Source organism: Flavobacterium sp. (genome assembly GCF_043722275.1).
Lineage (GTDB): Bacteria > Bacteroidota > Bacteroidia > Flavobacteriales > Flavobacteriaceae > Flavobacterium.
Genome location: NZ_JAYSPC010000118.1, coordinates 14137 through 29152, shown reverse-complemented (window position 1 = coordinate 29152; position 15016 = coordinate 14137). Strand labels below are relative to the sequence as shown.

Sequence of the window (15016 nt, the reverse complement as noted above, 5' to 3'; positions counted from 1 at the left end):
CCTGAATTTTTATAACACTTCATTTATGTATTGTTAATTTTAAGGATTTAATTAAAAAATGACCCTTTTATTATTTTAAATGAATTTTTTACTATCGAAAAACTTATTAACGAAAACGTTTGAATTTAACATATTTTATTAATTTATTATAAACATAACCTGAAAAGTGGTGAATGTTTGCTAATTTTACACTTTAATACTTAAATAATGCCAAAAACAATAAAAAAAGTTGGTGTTCTGACATCGGGAGGAGACTCACCTGGAATGAATGCCGCAATACGATCAGTTGTTCGAACATGCGCTTATCATAATATAGAATGCATAGGAATTTATAGAGGGTATCAGGGAATGATCGAAGGTGATTTCAAGGAAATGGGTCCCCGAAGCGTAAATAATATTGTAAACAAAGGTGGAACGATCTTAAAATCAGCTCGTTCGGTTGAGTTTAGAACCCCGGAAGGTAGAAGAAAAGCACACGATAATCTTATTAAAGCCGGAGTTGATGCTCTTGTTGTAATAGGTGGTGACGGAAGTTTTACCGGAGGATTAATATTTAATTCAGAATATGGTTTTCCTATTATGGGAATTCCCGGTACAATTGATAATGATATTTTTGGTACAAGCCATACTTTAGGCTATGATACCGCTTTGAATACTGTTGTAGATTGTATTGATAAAATCAGAGATACTGCAAGTTCACATAACCGTTTGTTTTTTGTAGAGGTTATGGGTAGAGATGCCGGTCATATTGCCCTTAATGCGGGAATTGGAGCTGGTGCAGAAGAAATTCTTATTCCTGAGGAAGATTTAGGTTTAGACAGATTACTTGACTCTCTTCAAAAAAGTAAAGCTTCAGGAAAATCATCAAGTATAGTAGTAATCGCCGAGGGTGATAAAATTGGTAAAAATGTATTTGAATTAAAAGATTACGTTGAAGCTAATTTACCTGAGTACGATGTAAGAGTATCTGTTTTAGGACACATGCAGCGTGGTGGTTCTCCATCTTGTTTTGACCGTGTTTTAGCAAGCCGTTTAGGTGTAAAAGCAGTGGAATCTCTAATTGAAGGAAAATCAAATTATATGGTAGGTCTTCAGGCTGATAAAGTGGCTTTAACGCCTCTTGAACAAGCAATTAAAGGTAAATCAGAAATTGATAGGGAATTATTGAGAGTGTCTGACATCATGTCGACATAACAAATAAAAAAGTTTAAAAAGGAAAGAAGTTTATTGTGAGGAAATTAGACTTTAATATTAGTGTAATAAAAACAAAAGCAAAAAATTAAGTAAAATGTCAAAAGTAAAATTAGGAATAAACGGATTTGGACGTATCGGAAGAATCGTTTTTAGAGAATCTTTCAACAGAGACAATGTAGAAGTTGTTGCAATCAATGACTTGTTAGATGTAGATCACTTAGCTTATTTATTAAAATATGATTCAGTTCACGGTCGTTTCAACGGAACTGTAGAAGTTAAAGAAGGAAAACTTTACGTAAACGGAAGAAATATCCGTATTACTGCTGAAAGAAATCCAGCTGACTTAAAATGGAACGAAGTTGATGTTGATGTAGTTGCTGAATGTACTGGTATTTTCACAACTATCGAAACTGCAAATGAGCACATTAAAGGTGGTGCTAAAAAAGTAATTATTTCTGCACCGTCTGCAGATGCTCCAATGTTTGTAATGGGTGTAAACCATGAAACTGCAAAAGCTACAGATTTAGTAGTTTCTAATGCTTCTTGTACTACAAACTGTTTAGCGCCTTTAGCTAAAGTTATCCACGATAATTTTGGAATTGAAGAAGCTTTAATGACAACTGTACACGCTACAACTTCAACTCAAATGACAGCTGATGGTCCTTCAAGAAAAGACTGGAGAGGTGGACGTGCTGCAAGCATCAACATCATCCCATCTTCTACAGGAGCTGCAAAAGCTGTTGGAAAAGTAATTCCGTCTTTGAACGGTAAATTAACAGGAATGTCTTTCCGTGTTCCTACTGCTGACGTTTCTGTAGTAGATTTAACTGTAAAGGTGGCAAAAGAAACTTCTTACGAGGAAATTCTTGCTGTTTTGAAAACGGCTTCTGAAACTACAATGAAAGGTATCTTAGGATATACTGAAGATGCTGTTGTTTCTCAGGATTTTATTTCTGATAAAAGAACTTCAATCGTTGATGCAACTGCTGGAATTGGATTAAACTCTACTTTCTTCAAATTTGTATCTTGGTACGATAATGAGTACGGATATTCTTCTAAATTAATTGATTTATCTGTGCATATTGCAGGTTTGAAATAATAGTATATATATTTGCAAAATCCCGTTATTTCAAAGTAACGGGATTTTCTTATTTTGTTACTTCTTTAATTAATGTAAAAAATACACTTTTTATTTAGTTAAAGAAAACTAATCCAAAAACTAAATAAAATGAAATTAATAGTTGATAGTGGATCTACTAAAGCCGATTGGATTGCAATTGATGATAATGGAAAAGTATTATTCACCACACAAACTTTAGGATTAAATCCTGAAATTCTTGACGCTCCGGATATTCTTGAAAGATTGAATGATCGTTTTGATATTTTACAAAATAAAAAAAATGCCACACATTTGTTCTTCTACGGAGCAGGTTGTGGAACTGACAGAATGAAAACTGCGCTTTCGCAAATATTTCAGGAATATTTCGTAAATGCCATTGTAGAAGTTCATGAAGATACATACGCAGCAGTTTATGCAACTACTCCAAAAGGAGAAGAAGCTATTGTAAGTATCTTAGGAACTGGTTCTAATTGTAGTTATTTTGATGGAAAAGTATTGCATCAAAAAGTACAGTCATTAGGATACATTGCTATGGATGATTGCAGCGGAAATGTTTTTGGAAAAGAATTAATCAGAAAATATTATTTCAATAAAATGCCTAAAGAACTGGCTGTTGAATTTGAAAAAGAATATGATTTAGATCCTGATTTCATCAAGAATAAATTATATAAAGAACCAAATCCAAATGCTTATTTAGCGACTTTTGCGAAATTTTTAATCAAACATAAGGACACTGAGTTTTGCAGAAAAATCATTTTTAAAGGAATGAAATCTTTTGTGAAAAACTATATCAAACAGTTTGATAATTGTAAAGAAGTTCCAGTGCATTTTGTAGGTTCTATTGCTTTTTATCTGAAAGATGAATTACAGGAAACATTTGATAAATATGAACTTCAATTAGGGAATGTTTTAAGAAGACCTATTGACGGATTAATTGCTTATCATGTTGCCAATCAATAAATAAAAGTAAATATGGAAATTGCTATTATTGCGCACGACGGTAAAAAGGCAGATATGGTTCAGTTTTTAAACAAAAACAAAACCTTGTTACTTCAGGAAAAGATTAGGCTGATTGCAACAGGAACTACCGGAAGTAAAGCAGTGAATGCTGGATTTAAAGTAAAAAGAATGCTTTCAGGACCAATGGGAGGTGATGCGCAAATTGCTGCGCGGGTAGCCGAAGGTAAAACACAGATGGTTTTCTTTTTTAAAGATCCTCTTGCAAGCCACGCCCACGAAGTCGATATTAATATGCTTATTCGTGTTTGTGACGTACATAATGTGCCTTTAGCTACAAACGAAGCTTCGGCTCAGTTACTGTTAAATGCAGTCTCATTGCAATTATAGAATTTTACATTTTTAGATATATTCAGAACCGTTTCATTATTGAAACGGTTTTTTATTGCTTATTAATTACTATAAAAATAGATTTGAAGTCTTTTATTGTTGTATTGGTAAATATTTGATATTCATTGACTTGTAATTATATTCTTTCATTTTTTAATGTACATTTGATGTAACATTTATCGCTGAATCATGAAAAAACAAACTTTAATTGCAATTATTGCTCATGATAATAAAAAAGCAGATATGCTTCAGTTTTTAATTAAAAACGGAATTACGCTTCAACATGATAAAGTAAAACTTATTGCAACAGGAATATTAGGAAGAAATGCTGAGAAATCAGGATTTAAAGTAAAAAAGATGCTTCCGTGTTCAATGGGTGGCGATGCTCAAATTGCTTCAAAAGTGGCAGAAGGAAAAATCAATATCGCCTTTATGTTCACAGATCCTTTAGTAACAAACGCTCATGAAGTTGATATTAAAATGCTTGTCAGGATATGCGATGTTCATAATGTGCCGCTGGCAACAAACGTAGCAACGGCACAATTATTTTTAAATGCTATTGTACAGCGATTATAGAAATTTCAACATTTACATTTTTTGGCAAACAGGCAACCTGAACAGTTTCACGTGCAGGAGCAGTTTTTTCGTCAAAATAAGAACCGTAAATAGTATTTATCGCAGCAAAGTTATTCATATCCATAATAAAGATAGTTGCTTTAACAACATTCTCAAAAGTCATATTTGCAGCTTCTAAAATTGCAGCAATATTTTTCATCACCTGCGTTGTTTCATCATTGATGTTGTCTGTAACAAGTTCACCTGAAGCTGGATTTATAGCAATCTGACCTGAAGCATAAAGTGTGTTTCCTGATAATACAGCCTGGTTATATGGACCAATAGGAGCTGGTGCTTTGTCTGTAAAAATGATCTTTTTCATAATAATAGTTGTTTGAAATATTAAATTGAAGGATTATAATTTATCAGCATCATGAAATTAAGATTAAATCTTAAGATCTAATCTTCATAATAACTGTAAAATTTATAGGTTTAAATGGTGTTAATTTATCGGTTTGAAGTACTTCGTTTATTCCATTTAATATCACTAAGCATTCCTGATTTGATACCAATAAAGAAATTCCAGTTAGAATTTAAACCAAGCGGAGTCCAGTTAAAAGCCATTCTCCAGCTTAATAAATCTCGTTCAAAACGAAATTGGGTAAACGTAACACCTTTTTGCACAAAATCATAACCGGTTGAAACCCCGCCTTTCCATTTAGGCGTAATATCCATATTTGCCGATATCATAATAGAGTTTCCGCTAATGGTATTATCACGCTTTGTATTCGAATACGTTAATGAATATGCTAAAGTCATGTCCCACGGGATTTTAGAATTAAAAAACTCGGTAATAGGATCATCCTTATCATTGTCTTTTTCATTGGCAAACTGACTATTTCTGCTATCATTTAAATCAGTATTTGTCCCGAATAAATCATCTTTACGGCCACCATTCCGTTCGCTCTGCTTATTTTCTTCTTTGCCGCCTTTATTGGAGAACGAATAATTTAAAGTTACATTGGCACTGGTCATTCTGAATAAACTTCCGCCGTTATCAATATTATAAGTATTAAGTCTGGTTCCGCCATTATCAATAGCGTACGGATCTAATGTAGCGCCAAAATTCACATTCATCTTATTGTCAAAAAGCTGAGTTCCACCACTTACAAGAATCGGTTGCCACGCTAAAGTTTCTTTTCCGTCAGCATCAAAATTATAACTAGTACTGAAGTTTAAATTGTTCAGCAGCATAATCTTTTTAGGTTCTGTTTTTGTGCTGTCCCTGTCTCTTACTTTAGCTTCAATAGTGTTGCTTAAAGCAAATGATACAATATTAGAATTACTTTTTCCCGGTGCTCCAAAAATACCACCGTCAAATCTTGAATAAGTAGAAATTCTTCCTGAAGCATCAACAGTATAATTGTTGTAATACTGATCAAAACTAGGTGTATATGAATATGTAATAGTTGGTCTCATGACGTGACGAATCGACTGGATTCTTTTATCGTCTCCAAAGTTGAAAGTACCATAAATAGTAGTTCCTAAATTGGTGCTGAAATTATAAGTTCTATAAGCATCAAATCCGTTTACGGTTTTATCAACAACCTTACTTTGATTTGTATCATAATTTCTGTCGACCGTTTTTGTAACCCATGTTTCCTGGTAATTCGTAGATGCTCCGGCACTAAAATATTTAAATATTTTAAAATTCGTACTAATCGGGATACTATGCTGCATACCAATTTGTGCATCCTTAAACATTTGTGGTTTAAAAAACAGGGAATCGGTTGTGTTGAAATTATTTTTACCGCTTAAATTATATTGTAAGTTGATGTTTTTTATAAAACCTTTTTTAACCCCATCTTTCCCTACAAACGGATATACACGATCCACACTCGCTTGTAAAGCAGGTAAAGTCATTTGAATTTGCTCTGTTTGCGTGTTTTGTGAATGCGTTGCAGTTAATGAAAAACGCGCCTGAGGAATCGTATTAAAAGTTTTATTATAGGAGATAGATGAATTTAAAGTGTTATTTAAATTCGATCCTACATTCGCCTGATTAATAGATCGTTTAAAGTATTTACTACTACCCATATTCACAGAAGCAGAAAAACTTGAATTAGGATTTGATTTAGTGTCTTTTGAATGTGACCACTGGATATTATAAATCTTCTCTTTACTATAATCAGGATAACCACGCTCGCTGTTAATCAGGTTTTCGTAACGAATATTAATGTTTCCCCTATACTTATATCGCGTTGCATATGCCGATTCAAATCGCATGGCGTAACTACCATTTGTATAATAATCTGTTAAAACCGTTAAGTCATAATTATCGCTTAAAGCAAAATAATAACCTCCGTTTTGTAATGAGAAACCTCTGGTATTCGAGTCGTTATAACTTGGTATAATAATCCCTGAAACACTTTTTTCCTGACTCATCGGGAAATAAGCAAAAGGTAAAGCGAGCGGGGTAGGAACATCAGCAATAACCATATTCGTTAATCCGGTAATAACTTTTTTCCCCGGAATAAACTTGACTTTATTAGTCTGGAAATAATATTCCGGATTATCAATGTCTTTTGAAGTGGTAAAACGCGCGCCTTTTAAAAAGTAAACGGAATCATTTTCTTTTTTGGTAACGGCAGCTTTGATTTTAAATTCTCCCTGTTCAGTTCTCGAATTATAAATTAAGGCTTTTTTAGTTTTAAAATTAAAGCGGATAGAATCCGGCTGAACTTCACTCGCGCCTTGTTTAAAATTTGGATATTGTGTTAAAACTCCTGCAGAATCTCTTATACGTCCGGCATAAACTTCATCTTTTTCGAGGTTTAATACAATGATTCCGGATTTTAGCTCGACATCTTTATAGTATAATTCAGCTTCGTTGTATAAAGTCAGCGTTCTTAATTTTTTGTCATATTTAGCATAATCCTTAGCTTTATACTTTGTAACAGCATCTAAAAAATTCTTTTTAGGCTTAACAGTATCTAACTTTATGGTATCAAGAATAGGAGCCGGCGCTTTATCTGCAACAGTAATTTTAGGTTTATCTGTTTGTTTTGCAGCGGGTAACGGCTTTTTTTTGTTTTTTATCTCTTGCGAATATAAATTACCACATCCTAATGACAGGAAAAATGATAATAAAACGATATTAAATAAGTTTGTATGCAAAGGTTTAAATGCTATTTTTGTATAATTATGGCTTGTTTTTTGACATGTCAAACTTACATATAATTTTTTGTCAAAAATAATCAATTGTAAAAATTATAGCTGTTACGTTTTATTAAAATTAACTTTTAGATTTATGAATATATTTAACAAAATTAAAGTAATATTTACTTTTTTTCTAATGATATTGTCTTTTTGTGCCTATAGCCAGTCAAATGTTTTTAAGGTAACACTAGATGCCGGACACGGTGATCATGACTTTGGTGCAGTTTATAGCGGACGAATTGAAAAAAATATTGCTTTGGCTATTGTTTTAAAAGTTGGAAAAATTTTAGAAGCAAGTCCAAACGTAGATGTTATTTATACCCGTAAAACTGATGTTTTTGTCGATTTGGTCGAAAGAGCCAATATTGCGAACAGAGCAAATTCGAATATTTTTGTTTCAATTCACTGTAATGCAAATAAAAACACAGCGGCGGACGGAACAGAAACCTATGTAATGGGTTTGAGTAAAGTTGCCTCGAATCTTGAAGCTGCGAAAAAAGAGAACTCCGTAATTACATTAGAAAAAGATTATAAACGTAAGTATGAAGGTTATGATCCTAATTCGCCTGAATCAATGATTGGAATAACTTTAATGCAGGAAGAATATTTAGATAACAGTATCTCACTTGCCAGTAAAGTCGAAGACAATTTTGAAAAGCTTGGAAAAAAGTTAAGACAAGGCGGAGTAAAACAAGCGCCATTTATGGTGCTTCATAAAGCATACATGCCAAGAGTTTTGATTGAAACCGGATTCGTTTCTAATCCTACCGAAGGAAATATTTTAAACTCTGAAGAAGGACAAGACGATATTGCAAAAGCTATTGCCGAAGCCATTATAAGTTATAAAAAAGAGTATTTTGGTTCAGGAGCTTCTGAAGCATCAGATGCAAGACCAGTAAAAGACACCTCTACTCCGGTAAAAGCAAAGGTTGTAGAAAGTGCTGCCGCGGCTAAAAATGCTCCAAAAGGAATCTTCTTCAAGGTTCAGCTTATTGCCAGCATTAAAAAAACACCACTGGAACCTAAAAACTTTAAAGGATTGAAAAATGTAACAATGTTGTATGAAAACAACATTTACAAATATTTCTATCAGGAAACTTCCAATTATGAAACTGCAAAAAAATATTTGGAAGAAGCTAAAAATAAAGGATATGGAGCCGCTTTTCTAATTGCAAATAAAGATGGAGAGAAAATCAATATTCAAGACGCTATTAAATAATAGCTTTTAGTTCGAATATTTATATTAATTTTGTACAAACACTTAGAATTTTGAAACTAACAAGAGAAATTAAAACGGCTATATTAGTCATCGCATCTATTTTATTATTTATTTGGGGCTATAGTTTTTTAAAAGGCAAAGACCTTTTTACAAATTACAAAACATTATATGTTGAATATAATAATGTTGAGGATTTGTCACAATCTGCACCTGTAACTATAAATGGTCTTACAGTAGGTAGAGTAACTAAAATCACAATTAATGAAGTAACTGGTAAATTATTAGTTGAACTTCAGTTAAAAACAGATTTCCCAATCTCAAAAACAAGTAAAGCATCTTTATATTCTCCAAGTTTAATTGGCGGAAAACAGATTAAGATTTTGCCTAATCTACAAGATAAAGATCCTGCTGTTGAAGGACAAACCCTGGAATCTGCTGTAGAATTAGGATTAACAGAGTCTCTTGGAGGTAAAATTGAGCCAATTCAGCAAAAATTAGATTTAATGCTCCTTAACATTAATACACTGGTTGCCGGTTTAAATAATGTTTTAGACAAACAAGGACAGGAAAATCTTAAAAAATCATTAGCAGAATTAAGCCAGACTATGGAGCAATTTCACAGAGCTTCAGGAAGTTTAAACTCTATTTTAGATACTAATAAAGGTCAAATTAACGGAGTTGTGACAAATTTTAATAAAATGTCAAGCAACTTCAATAAAATTTCTGACTCTTTAAACAAAGCTGATTTAGGAAAAACAGTTAGAAACCTAAACAAAACTTTGGCTAAAGTTGATGGTATTATGAGTAACTTAAACTCAGGAAAAGGTACCGCAGGTAAATTATTAAACGATGATGCCTTGTACAATAATCTTTCTAAAACTTCAAAAGAGCTGGAGTTATTATTACAAGATGTACGTCTTTCTCCAACACGTTATGTAAATGTTTCTCTTTTTGGAAAGAAAAATAAACCATATGTTGCTCCGGCAGAAGATGCAAAAACGACTGACAAAAAATAATTAAGTACACTATAGAATGAGTTATTTAGACAATATTTTATTCGCTATACTTCTGATAGCAGGTTTTGGTTTTTTTGCGACGAGTGTAAAAAAAATTATCCGAAACATTAATTTAGGAGTCGATGTAGATCGAAAAGACAATCCAAAGGCACGTTGGGCAAACATGGCTTTGATTGCGCTTGGACAATCTAAAATGGTGAAACGTCCCGTAGCGGGTGTATTGCATATTGTCGTTTACCTGGGTTTTATAATCATAAATATCGAATTACTTGAAATCATCATTGATGGTTTATTTGGTACACACAGAATCTTTGCGCCTTATTTAGGTGTAGTTTACAATATTTTAATTGCTTCATTTGAAATATTGGCACTTTTAGTTCTGGCAGCTGTTTCAGTTTTCTGGATCAGAAGAAATGTTATACGATTAAAACGTTTTATTAATCCTGATTTAAAAGGTTTTCCTAAAAGTGATGCCAATTACATCTTGTATTTTGAGATGGTTTTAATGACATTATTTTTATTGATGAATGCAGCCGATTTTCATTTGCAGAATGTTCCCGGTGGATTCTCGCATTTTCATAAAGCAGGAAGTTTTCCTGTAAGTCAGTTTATTGCGCCAATCTTCAACGGAATGTCTAATGAATTGGTAGTAATGTTATTCGAAGTATTTTGGTGGTTGCATATTGCAGGTATTTTAGTTTTTATGAACTATTTGTACTTCTCAAAACATTTACATATTCTTTTAGCGTTCCCAAATACGTATTTTGCAAACTTAAATCCGCAAGGTAAGTTTGATAATTTAGCATCGGTTACACAAGAGGTAAAATTAATGATGGACCCAAATGCAGATCCGTTTGCGGCAGCTCCGGTTGATGCAAATGCTGCACCAGGTAAATTTGGAGCAAGTGATGTTCAGGATTTAAACTGGGTTCAATTGCTAAACGCTTATACTTGTACAGAATGTGGTCGTTGTACATCAGCATGTCCGGCAAATCAAACAGGTAAAAAATTGTCTCCTCGTAAAATTATGATGGATACAAGAGATCGTTTGCAGGAAGTTGGAAAAAACATTGATGCTAACAAAGGAGTTTTTGTCCCGGATAATAAAACATTATTAAACGATTATATTACTCCCGAAGAATTATGGGCATGTACATCATGTAATGCTTGTGTTGAGGAATGTCCGGTAAATATTAGTCCGTTATCAATTATTATGGATATGCGCCGTTATTTAGTGATGGAACAAAGTGCTGCTCCAATGTCACTAAATGCCATGATGACAAATATTGAAAATAATGGTGCGCCTTGGCAATACAATCAGCAAGACAGATTGAATTGGAAAAATGAGAATTAGGATAGTTTAATGGGTTATTTGTTTAACTGTTTGTCCGATTGTAATAAAGTTCGGTTTTTAAATTATAATGATTATGTAGGTGTTTTCAATACTGATTAACCAAATTAACAATTAACCGATTTAACAATAAAGATGGTTTAACTGGTTATTTGTTTAACCGTTTGTATGATTAAATAAAACAATAAATTTTGGTTGTTAAAGATAAAAGGTTTTTCAAGAGAGCGATTAATCCAATTAACAATTAGCCGATTTAACAATAAAGATGGTTTAACTGGTTATTTGTTTAACCGTTTGTATGATTAAATAAACAATAAATTTCGGTTGTTAATAAAGATAAAAGGTTTTTCAAGAGAGCGATTAACCAAATTAACAATTAACCGATTTAACAATAAAAAGAGATGTCAGAAAGTTTAGTAGTACCAACAATGGCAGAAATGCTGGCCGAAGGAAAACAACCAGAAGTTTTGTTTTGGGTAGGTTGTGCGGGAAGTTTTGATGATAGAGCAAAGAAAATTACAAAAGCATTTGTGCGAATATTAAATCGTACCAATGTTTCTTTTGCGGTTCTTGGTACAGAAGAGAGTTGTACAGGAGATCCTGCAAAACGTGCCGGAAATGAATTTTTGTTTCAAATGCAGGCCATGATGAATATCGAGGTTTTAAATGCATACGAGGCTAAAAAAATCGTAACGGCTTGTCCGCATTGTTTTAATACTTTAAAAAATGAGTATCCTGAATTAGGCGGTCAATATGATGTAATTCACCATACTGAATTTTTGAAGTCATTAATTGATGACGGAAGATTAACCGTTGAAGGAGGTCAGTTTAAAGGAAAAAAAATCACTTTTCACGATCCTTGTTATTTAGGAAGAGCCAATAAAGTATATGAAGCACCAAGAGATTTAATTCAGAAGTTAGACGTTGAATTAGTCGAAATGAAACGTTCTAAAGCAAATGGTTTATGTTGTGGAGCGGGTGGTGCACAAATGTTTAAAGATGCTGAACCAGGAAACAAAGAAGTAAATGTATTGCGTACAGAAGATGCACTTGAAGTTCAGCCGGATATTATTGCAGCGGGTTGTCCGTTTTGTAATACAATGTTAACGGATGGAATCAAACATCAGGAAAAAGAAGGGCAAGTAAAAGTAATGGACATAGCGGAATTAATTGCTAATGCGCAGGATCTGTAGTAAGCTTCTGAGCTGCTAAGATTCTAAGGTTCTAAGTTTTTTAGCTTGAAACCTGAAACAAAAAACTAAAAGAAAAAATTAAAAATGTATATACCTTTTGAAGATTTACCTGGTGAGTCCAAAATCTGGATTTATCAATCAAACAGAAAATTTTCTGAGGAAGAATTTTCTGAAATAGAAACTGACCTGAAAGCTTTTGTTGAAGGTTGGGCAGCACACGGAACAAGTTTAGAAGCTTCGTACCAACTTAAATACAACCGATTCATTATTTTGGCTGTAAATCAGGATGTACAAGCGGCGACAGGATGTTCTATTGATAGTTCGGTGGAATTTATTCAGGGTTTAGAGAAAAAATATACCGTTGATTTATTAGATAAAATGAACGTTACTTTTAAACTAGGAGAACATATCGCTCACAAACCATTAATTGATTTCAAGAAAATGGTTAAGGATAAATCGGTTTCTGAGAATACGATTGTTTTTAATAATCTTGTAAATAATATTGAAGAATATAACGAATCCTGGGAAGTTCCTGCTATTGATAGTTGGCATAGCAGATTTTTCTAGAAAAATATTTATAATAAAAAAAGGCGCAAAATTTAGATTTTGCGCCTTTCTTTATTTATGTAGCAAACCCGACAGGTTTTTAAAACCTGTCGGGTTTAACTTTAAGGTTTTAAGAATTTTTAGATTTTACCAATGATTTGTAATTTAAATTTGAATTAATAGAATTATGTGTAGTCCCCACGAGACATTTTTCTACTTAACTATTCTTTTTTTCTACCCATATTTAACTCCTAAAGGAGTATAACTTTGTCTAATCTAAATATTTAATTGCGAAATAATATCTCGTAGAGATTATATGTTGGTAGAAATAATGTCGTAGTAAATTTGTCCCGTAGGGCAATGTCATTAAGTTAAGCTTTTTAGGAACTATAGTTTTTTCTCTCGAAGTCTAGTTTTGAATTGCCTCCAGCTTTAGCTGGAGTTTATATAAACTCAATCTGAGTGGCTTTAGCCAAAAATGCGTAATTTGGTTAAAGCCATCTTATTGTACGCATTAAATACCTCCAGCTGAAGCTGGAGGCTAGTCAATAAATTAAATGCTTAAAAATTTCCCCACTATTTGCCTGGAAATTGTTTGATCATAATTATCTTAAAAAGGCTTAACTTAATGACATTGCCCGTAGGGACTATACATGTTTTTATTATTTTCTAAGACAGTTTTGAGCAAACCCGACAGGTTTTTAAAACCTGTCGGGTTTAGAAATACGGTTGTTATAAAAACAAAAATTTCTAATTTAGCCCCGATGGAAGTGATATCCTTTTTCTGGCTTCTTTAGACAGAAAAAGATATAACGAACAGCGGGACAAATGGTTCTTTTGAAAATTTAAAATCCTACTTCTGATAAAATTATGGATTATAGTTATGAATTACGACCTAATTTTTTTTTGCTCGAACTTTTGAAGCACTGATTAAAATTCAATACTGAATAAAAAAAAATCTAAGAATCTGATAATCTAGAGATCTAATTTAGTCTGTGATCTAACAATCTAATAATCTGATAGATCTAATATTCACAAAAATCTAACAATCTAAATCTTCATTAAACGCTATTTTTGAGTACTTTCGTAGTATTAAATTTAATACATGAAAATAGCAATAGTTTGTTATCCAACATTTGGCGGAAGTGGTGTAGTTGCTACAGAACTAGGCCTTGAATTAGCCAGACGCGGACACGAAATCCACTTTATTACTTATAGTCAGCCCGTTAGGTTGGCACTTTTAAATCCTAATGTTCATTATCACGAAGTAAACGTTCCTGAATATCCTCTTTTCCATTATCAGCCTTATGAATTGGCTTTGTCAAGCAAATTGGTCGATATGGTGAAATTATATAAAATAGAAGTTCTTCATGTTCATTACGCTATTCCTCACGCATATGCGGGTTATATGGCAAAGCAAATGCTTAAAAATGAAGGAATTAATCTCCCAATGATTACAACGCTTCACGGAACTGATATTACATTGGTGGGGAATCATCCGTTTTATAAACCTGCGGTGACTTTTAGTATCAATAAATCAGATTATGTGACATCTGTTTCTCAAAGTTTGAAAGATGATACGTTGAAATTGTTCAAAATTAAGAACAAAATCAGGGTGATTCCGAATTTTATTGAATTGGATAAAATGCGAAAAGATCCGCAACAGCCTTGTCATCGATATGTGATGGCTAAGGAAAATGAGCGAATTATTACGCATATCAGTAACTTTAGAAAGGTAAAACGTATTCCGGATATTATTAAGATTTTTTATATTATCCAGAAAGAAATGCCGGCCAAATTAATGATGGTTGGTGATGGTCCTGAAAAAGAAAAAGCAGAAGCTTTGTGCATGGAATTGGGAATTTACGACAAAGTAATTTTCTTTGGAAATAGTAATGAAATCGATAAAATTTTATGTCTGACTGATTTATTTTTACTTCCGTCAGAAACAGAAAGTTTTGGTTTAGCGGCTTTAGAAGCAATGGCTTGTGGAGTTCCGGTGATTTCTAGTAATTCAGGAGGTTTGCCAGAAGTTAATTTTGATGGTTTTTCAGGATATTTGAGTGATGTGGGGAATGTAGATGAGATGGCAGCAAATGCAATTAAAATTCTTAAAGACGATACAGTTTTAAATCAATTTAAAGCAAATGCTTTAGAAGTGGCTAAAAAGTTTGATATCCTGAATATTCTGCCTAAATATGAAGCGTTGTATCAAAGAGCAATAGACGATTATAAAGAGTAAAATTTAATTTAAAA

At 32.8% G+C, this 15016-nt stretch carries 13 protein-coding genes; 11 read left to right on the top strand and 2 right to left on the bottom strand.

Translation table 11 applies throughout. The features are described from left to right. Window positions 1-207 precede the first annotated feature (207 nt). The 5 genes from pfkA (at window position 208) to ACHZDT_RS14700 (ending at window position 4237) form a co-directional block, all read left to right on the top strand. Entirely contained in the window at window positions 208-1194 is a 987-nt protein-coding gene (pfkA, locus tag ACHZDT_RS14720) for a 6-phosphofructokinase (RefSeq protein WP_394775378.1), read from the top strand. 94 nt (window positions 1195-1288) lie between these two features. Further along, complete coding sequence (gene gap / locus ACHZDT_RS14715) at window positions 1289-2293, top strand: type I glyceraldehyde-3-phosphate dehydrogenase (RefSeq protein WP_394775377.1); 1005 nt, start codon at window positions 1289-1291, stop codon at window positions 2291-2293. Between the two features lie 129 nt (window positions 2294-2422). Then, on the top strand, window positions 2423-3274 hold the full coding sequence (locus tag ACHZDT_RS14710) for an N-acetylglucosamine kinase (protein ID WP_394775376.1): 852 nt from the start codon (window positions 2423-2425) through the stop codon (window positions 3272-3274). A gap of 12 nt (window positions 3275-3286) precedes the next feature. Then, the gene (locus ACHZDT_RS14705; protein ID WP_394775375.1) at window positions 3287-3661 is read left to right on the top strand and encodes a methylglyoxal synthase; all 375 of its coding nucleotides are present in this window, start codon (window positions 3287-3289) and stop codon (window positions 3659-3661) included. 189 nt (window positions 3662-3850) lie between these two features. Beyond that, window positions 3851-4237 carry a methylglyoxal synthase gene (locus tag ACHZDT_RS14700; RefSeq protein ID WP_394775374.1) on the top strand — a complete coding sequence of 129 codons (387 nt, stop codon included), beginning with the start codon at window positions 3851-3853 and terminating at the stop codon, window positions 4235-4237. On the opposite strand, the gene ACHZDT_RS14695 is transcribed toward ACHZDT_RS14700, so the two are convergent. Continuing rightward, entirely contained in the window at window positions 4218-4598 is a 381-nt protein-coding gene (locus ACHZDT_RS14695) for a RidA family protein (RefSeq protein WP_394775373.1), read from the bottom strand. The two genes, ACHZDT_RS14700 and ACHZDT_RS14695, sit on opposite strands and share 20 nt — an antisense overlap. A 125-nt stretch (window positions 4599-4723) precedes the next feature. Next, window positions 4724-7444 carry a putative LPS assembly protein LptD gene (locus tag ACHZDT_RS14690; protein ID WP_394775372.1) on the bottom strand — a complete coding sequence of 907 codons (2721 nt, stop codon included), beginning with the start codon at window positions 7442-7444 and terminating at the stop codon, window positions 4724-4726. An 82-nt stretch (window positions 7445-7526) separates the two neighbouring features. Here ACHZDT_RS14690 and ACHZDT_RS14685 point away from each other — a divergent pair, with 82 nt between their 5' ends. The 6 genes from ACHZDT_RS14685 (at window position 7527) to bshA (ending at window position 15002) form a co-directional block, all read left to right on the top strand. Further along, complete coding sequence (locus ACHZDT_RS14685; protein ID WP_394775371.1) at window positions 7527-8654, top strand: N-acetylmuramoyl-L-alanine amidase; 1128 nt, start codon at window positions 7527-7529, stop codon at window positions 8652-8654. 50 nt (window positions 8655-8704) lie between these two features. Beyond that, a complete protein-coding gene (locus ACHZDT_RS14680; protein WP_394775370.1) occupies window positions 8705-9670 on the top strand; it encodes an MlaD family protein in 966 nt (321 codons plus the stop codon). Between the two features lie 16 nt (window positions 9671-9686). Further along, complete coding sequence (locus ACHZDT_RS14675) at window positions 9687-11024, top strand: 4Fe-4S dicluster domain-containing protein (RefSeq protein WP_394775369.1); 1338 nt, start codon at window positions 9687-9689, stop codon at window positions 11022-11024. Between the two features lie 398 nt (window positions 11025-11422). Beyond that, window positions 11423-12214: a (Fe-S)-binding protein gene (locus ACHZDT_RS14670; RefSeq protein WP_213298474.1), complete on the top strand. Its 792-nt coding sequence runs from the start codon at window positions 11423-11425 to the stop codon at window positions 12212-12214. Window positions 12215-12298: 84 nt separating this feature from the next. Beyond that, window positions 12299-12781, top strand: coding sequence for an ABC transporter ATPase (locus tag ACHZDT_RS14665; RefSeq protein ID WP_394775368.1), 483 nt, complete (start codon window positions 12299-12301; stop codon window positions 12779-12781). A 1084-nt stretch (window positions 12782-13865) separates the two neighbouring features. Continuing rightward, window positions 13866-15002 (top strand): N-acetyl-alpha-D-glucosaminyl L-malate synthase BshA, encoded by a 1137-nt coding sequence (gene bshA, locus ACHZDT_RS14660; protein WP_394775367.1) that lies wholly within the window; start codon window positions 13866-13868, stop codon window positions 15000-15002. Window positions 15003-15016: the final 14 nt, after the last annotated feature.

Excerpts from the sequence above, each read along its gene's own strand:
- pfkA (WP_394775378.1), top strand. The coding sequence starts at position 208 with ATGCCAAAAACAATAAAAAAAGTTGGTGTTCTGACATCGGGAGGAGAC.
- gap (WP_394775377.1), top strand. The coding sequence starts at position 1,289 with ATGTCAAAAGTAAAATTAGGAATAAACGGATTTGGACGTATCGGAAGA.
- ACHZDT_RS14710 (WP_394775376.1), top strand. The coding sequence starts at position 2,423 with ATGAAATTAATAGTTGATAGTGGATCTACTAAAGCCGATTGGATTGCA.
- ACHZDT_RS14705 (WP_394775375.1), top strand. The coding sequence starts at position 3,287 with ATGGAAATTGCTATTATTGCGCACGACGGTAAAAAGGCAGATATGGTT.
- ACHZDT_RS14700 (WP_394775374.1), top strand. The coding sequence starts at position 3,851 with ATGAAAAAACAAACTTTAATTGCAATTATTGCTCATGATAATAAAAAA.
- ACHZDT_RS14695 (WP_394775373.1), bottom strand. The coding sequence starts at position 4,598 with ATGAAAAAGATCATTTTTACAGACAAAGCACCAGCTCCTATTGGTCCA.
- ACHZDT_RS14685 (WP_394775371.1), top strand. The coding sequence starts at position 7,527 with ATGAATATATTTAACAAAATTAAAGTAATATTTACTTTTTTTCTAATG.
- ACHZDT_RS14675 (WP_394775369.1), top strand. The coding sequence starts at position 9,687 with ATGAGTTATTTAGACAATATTTTATTCGCTATACTTCTGATAGCAGGT.
- ACHZDT_RS14670 (WP_213298474.1), top strand. The coding sequence starts at position 11,423 with ATGTCAGAAAGTTTAGTAGTACCAACAATGGCAGAAATGCTGGCCGAA.
- ACHZDT_RS14665 (WP_394775368.1), top strand. The coding sequence starts at position 12,299 with ATGTATATACCTTTTGAAGATTTACCTGGTGAGTCCAAAATCTGGATT.
- bshA (WP_394775367.1), top strand. The coding sequence starts at position 13,866 with ATGAAAATAGCAATAGTTTGTTATCCAACATTTGGCGGAAGTGGTGTA.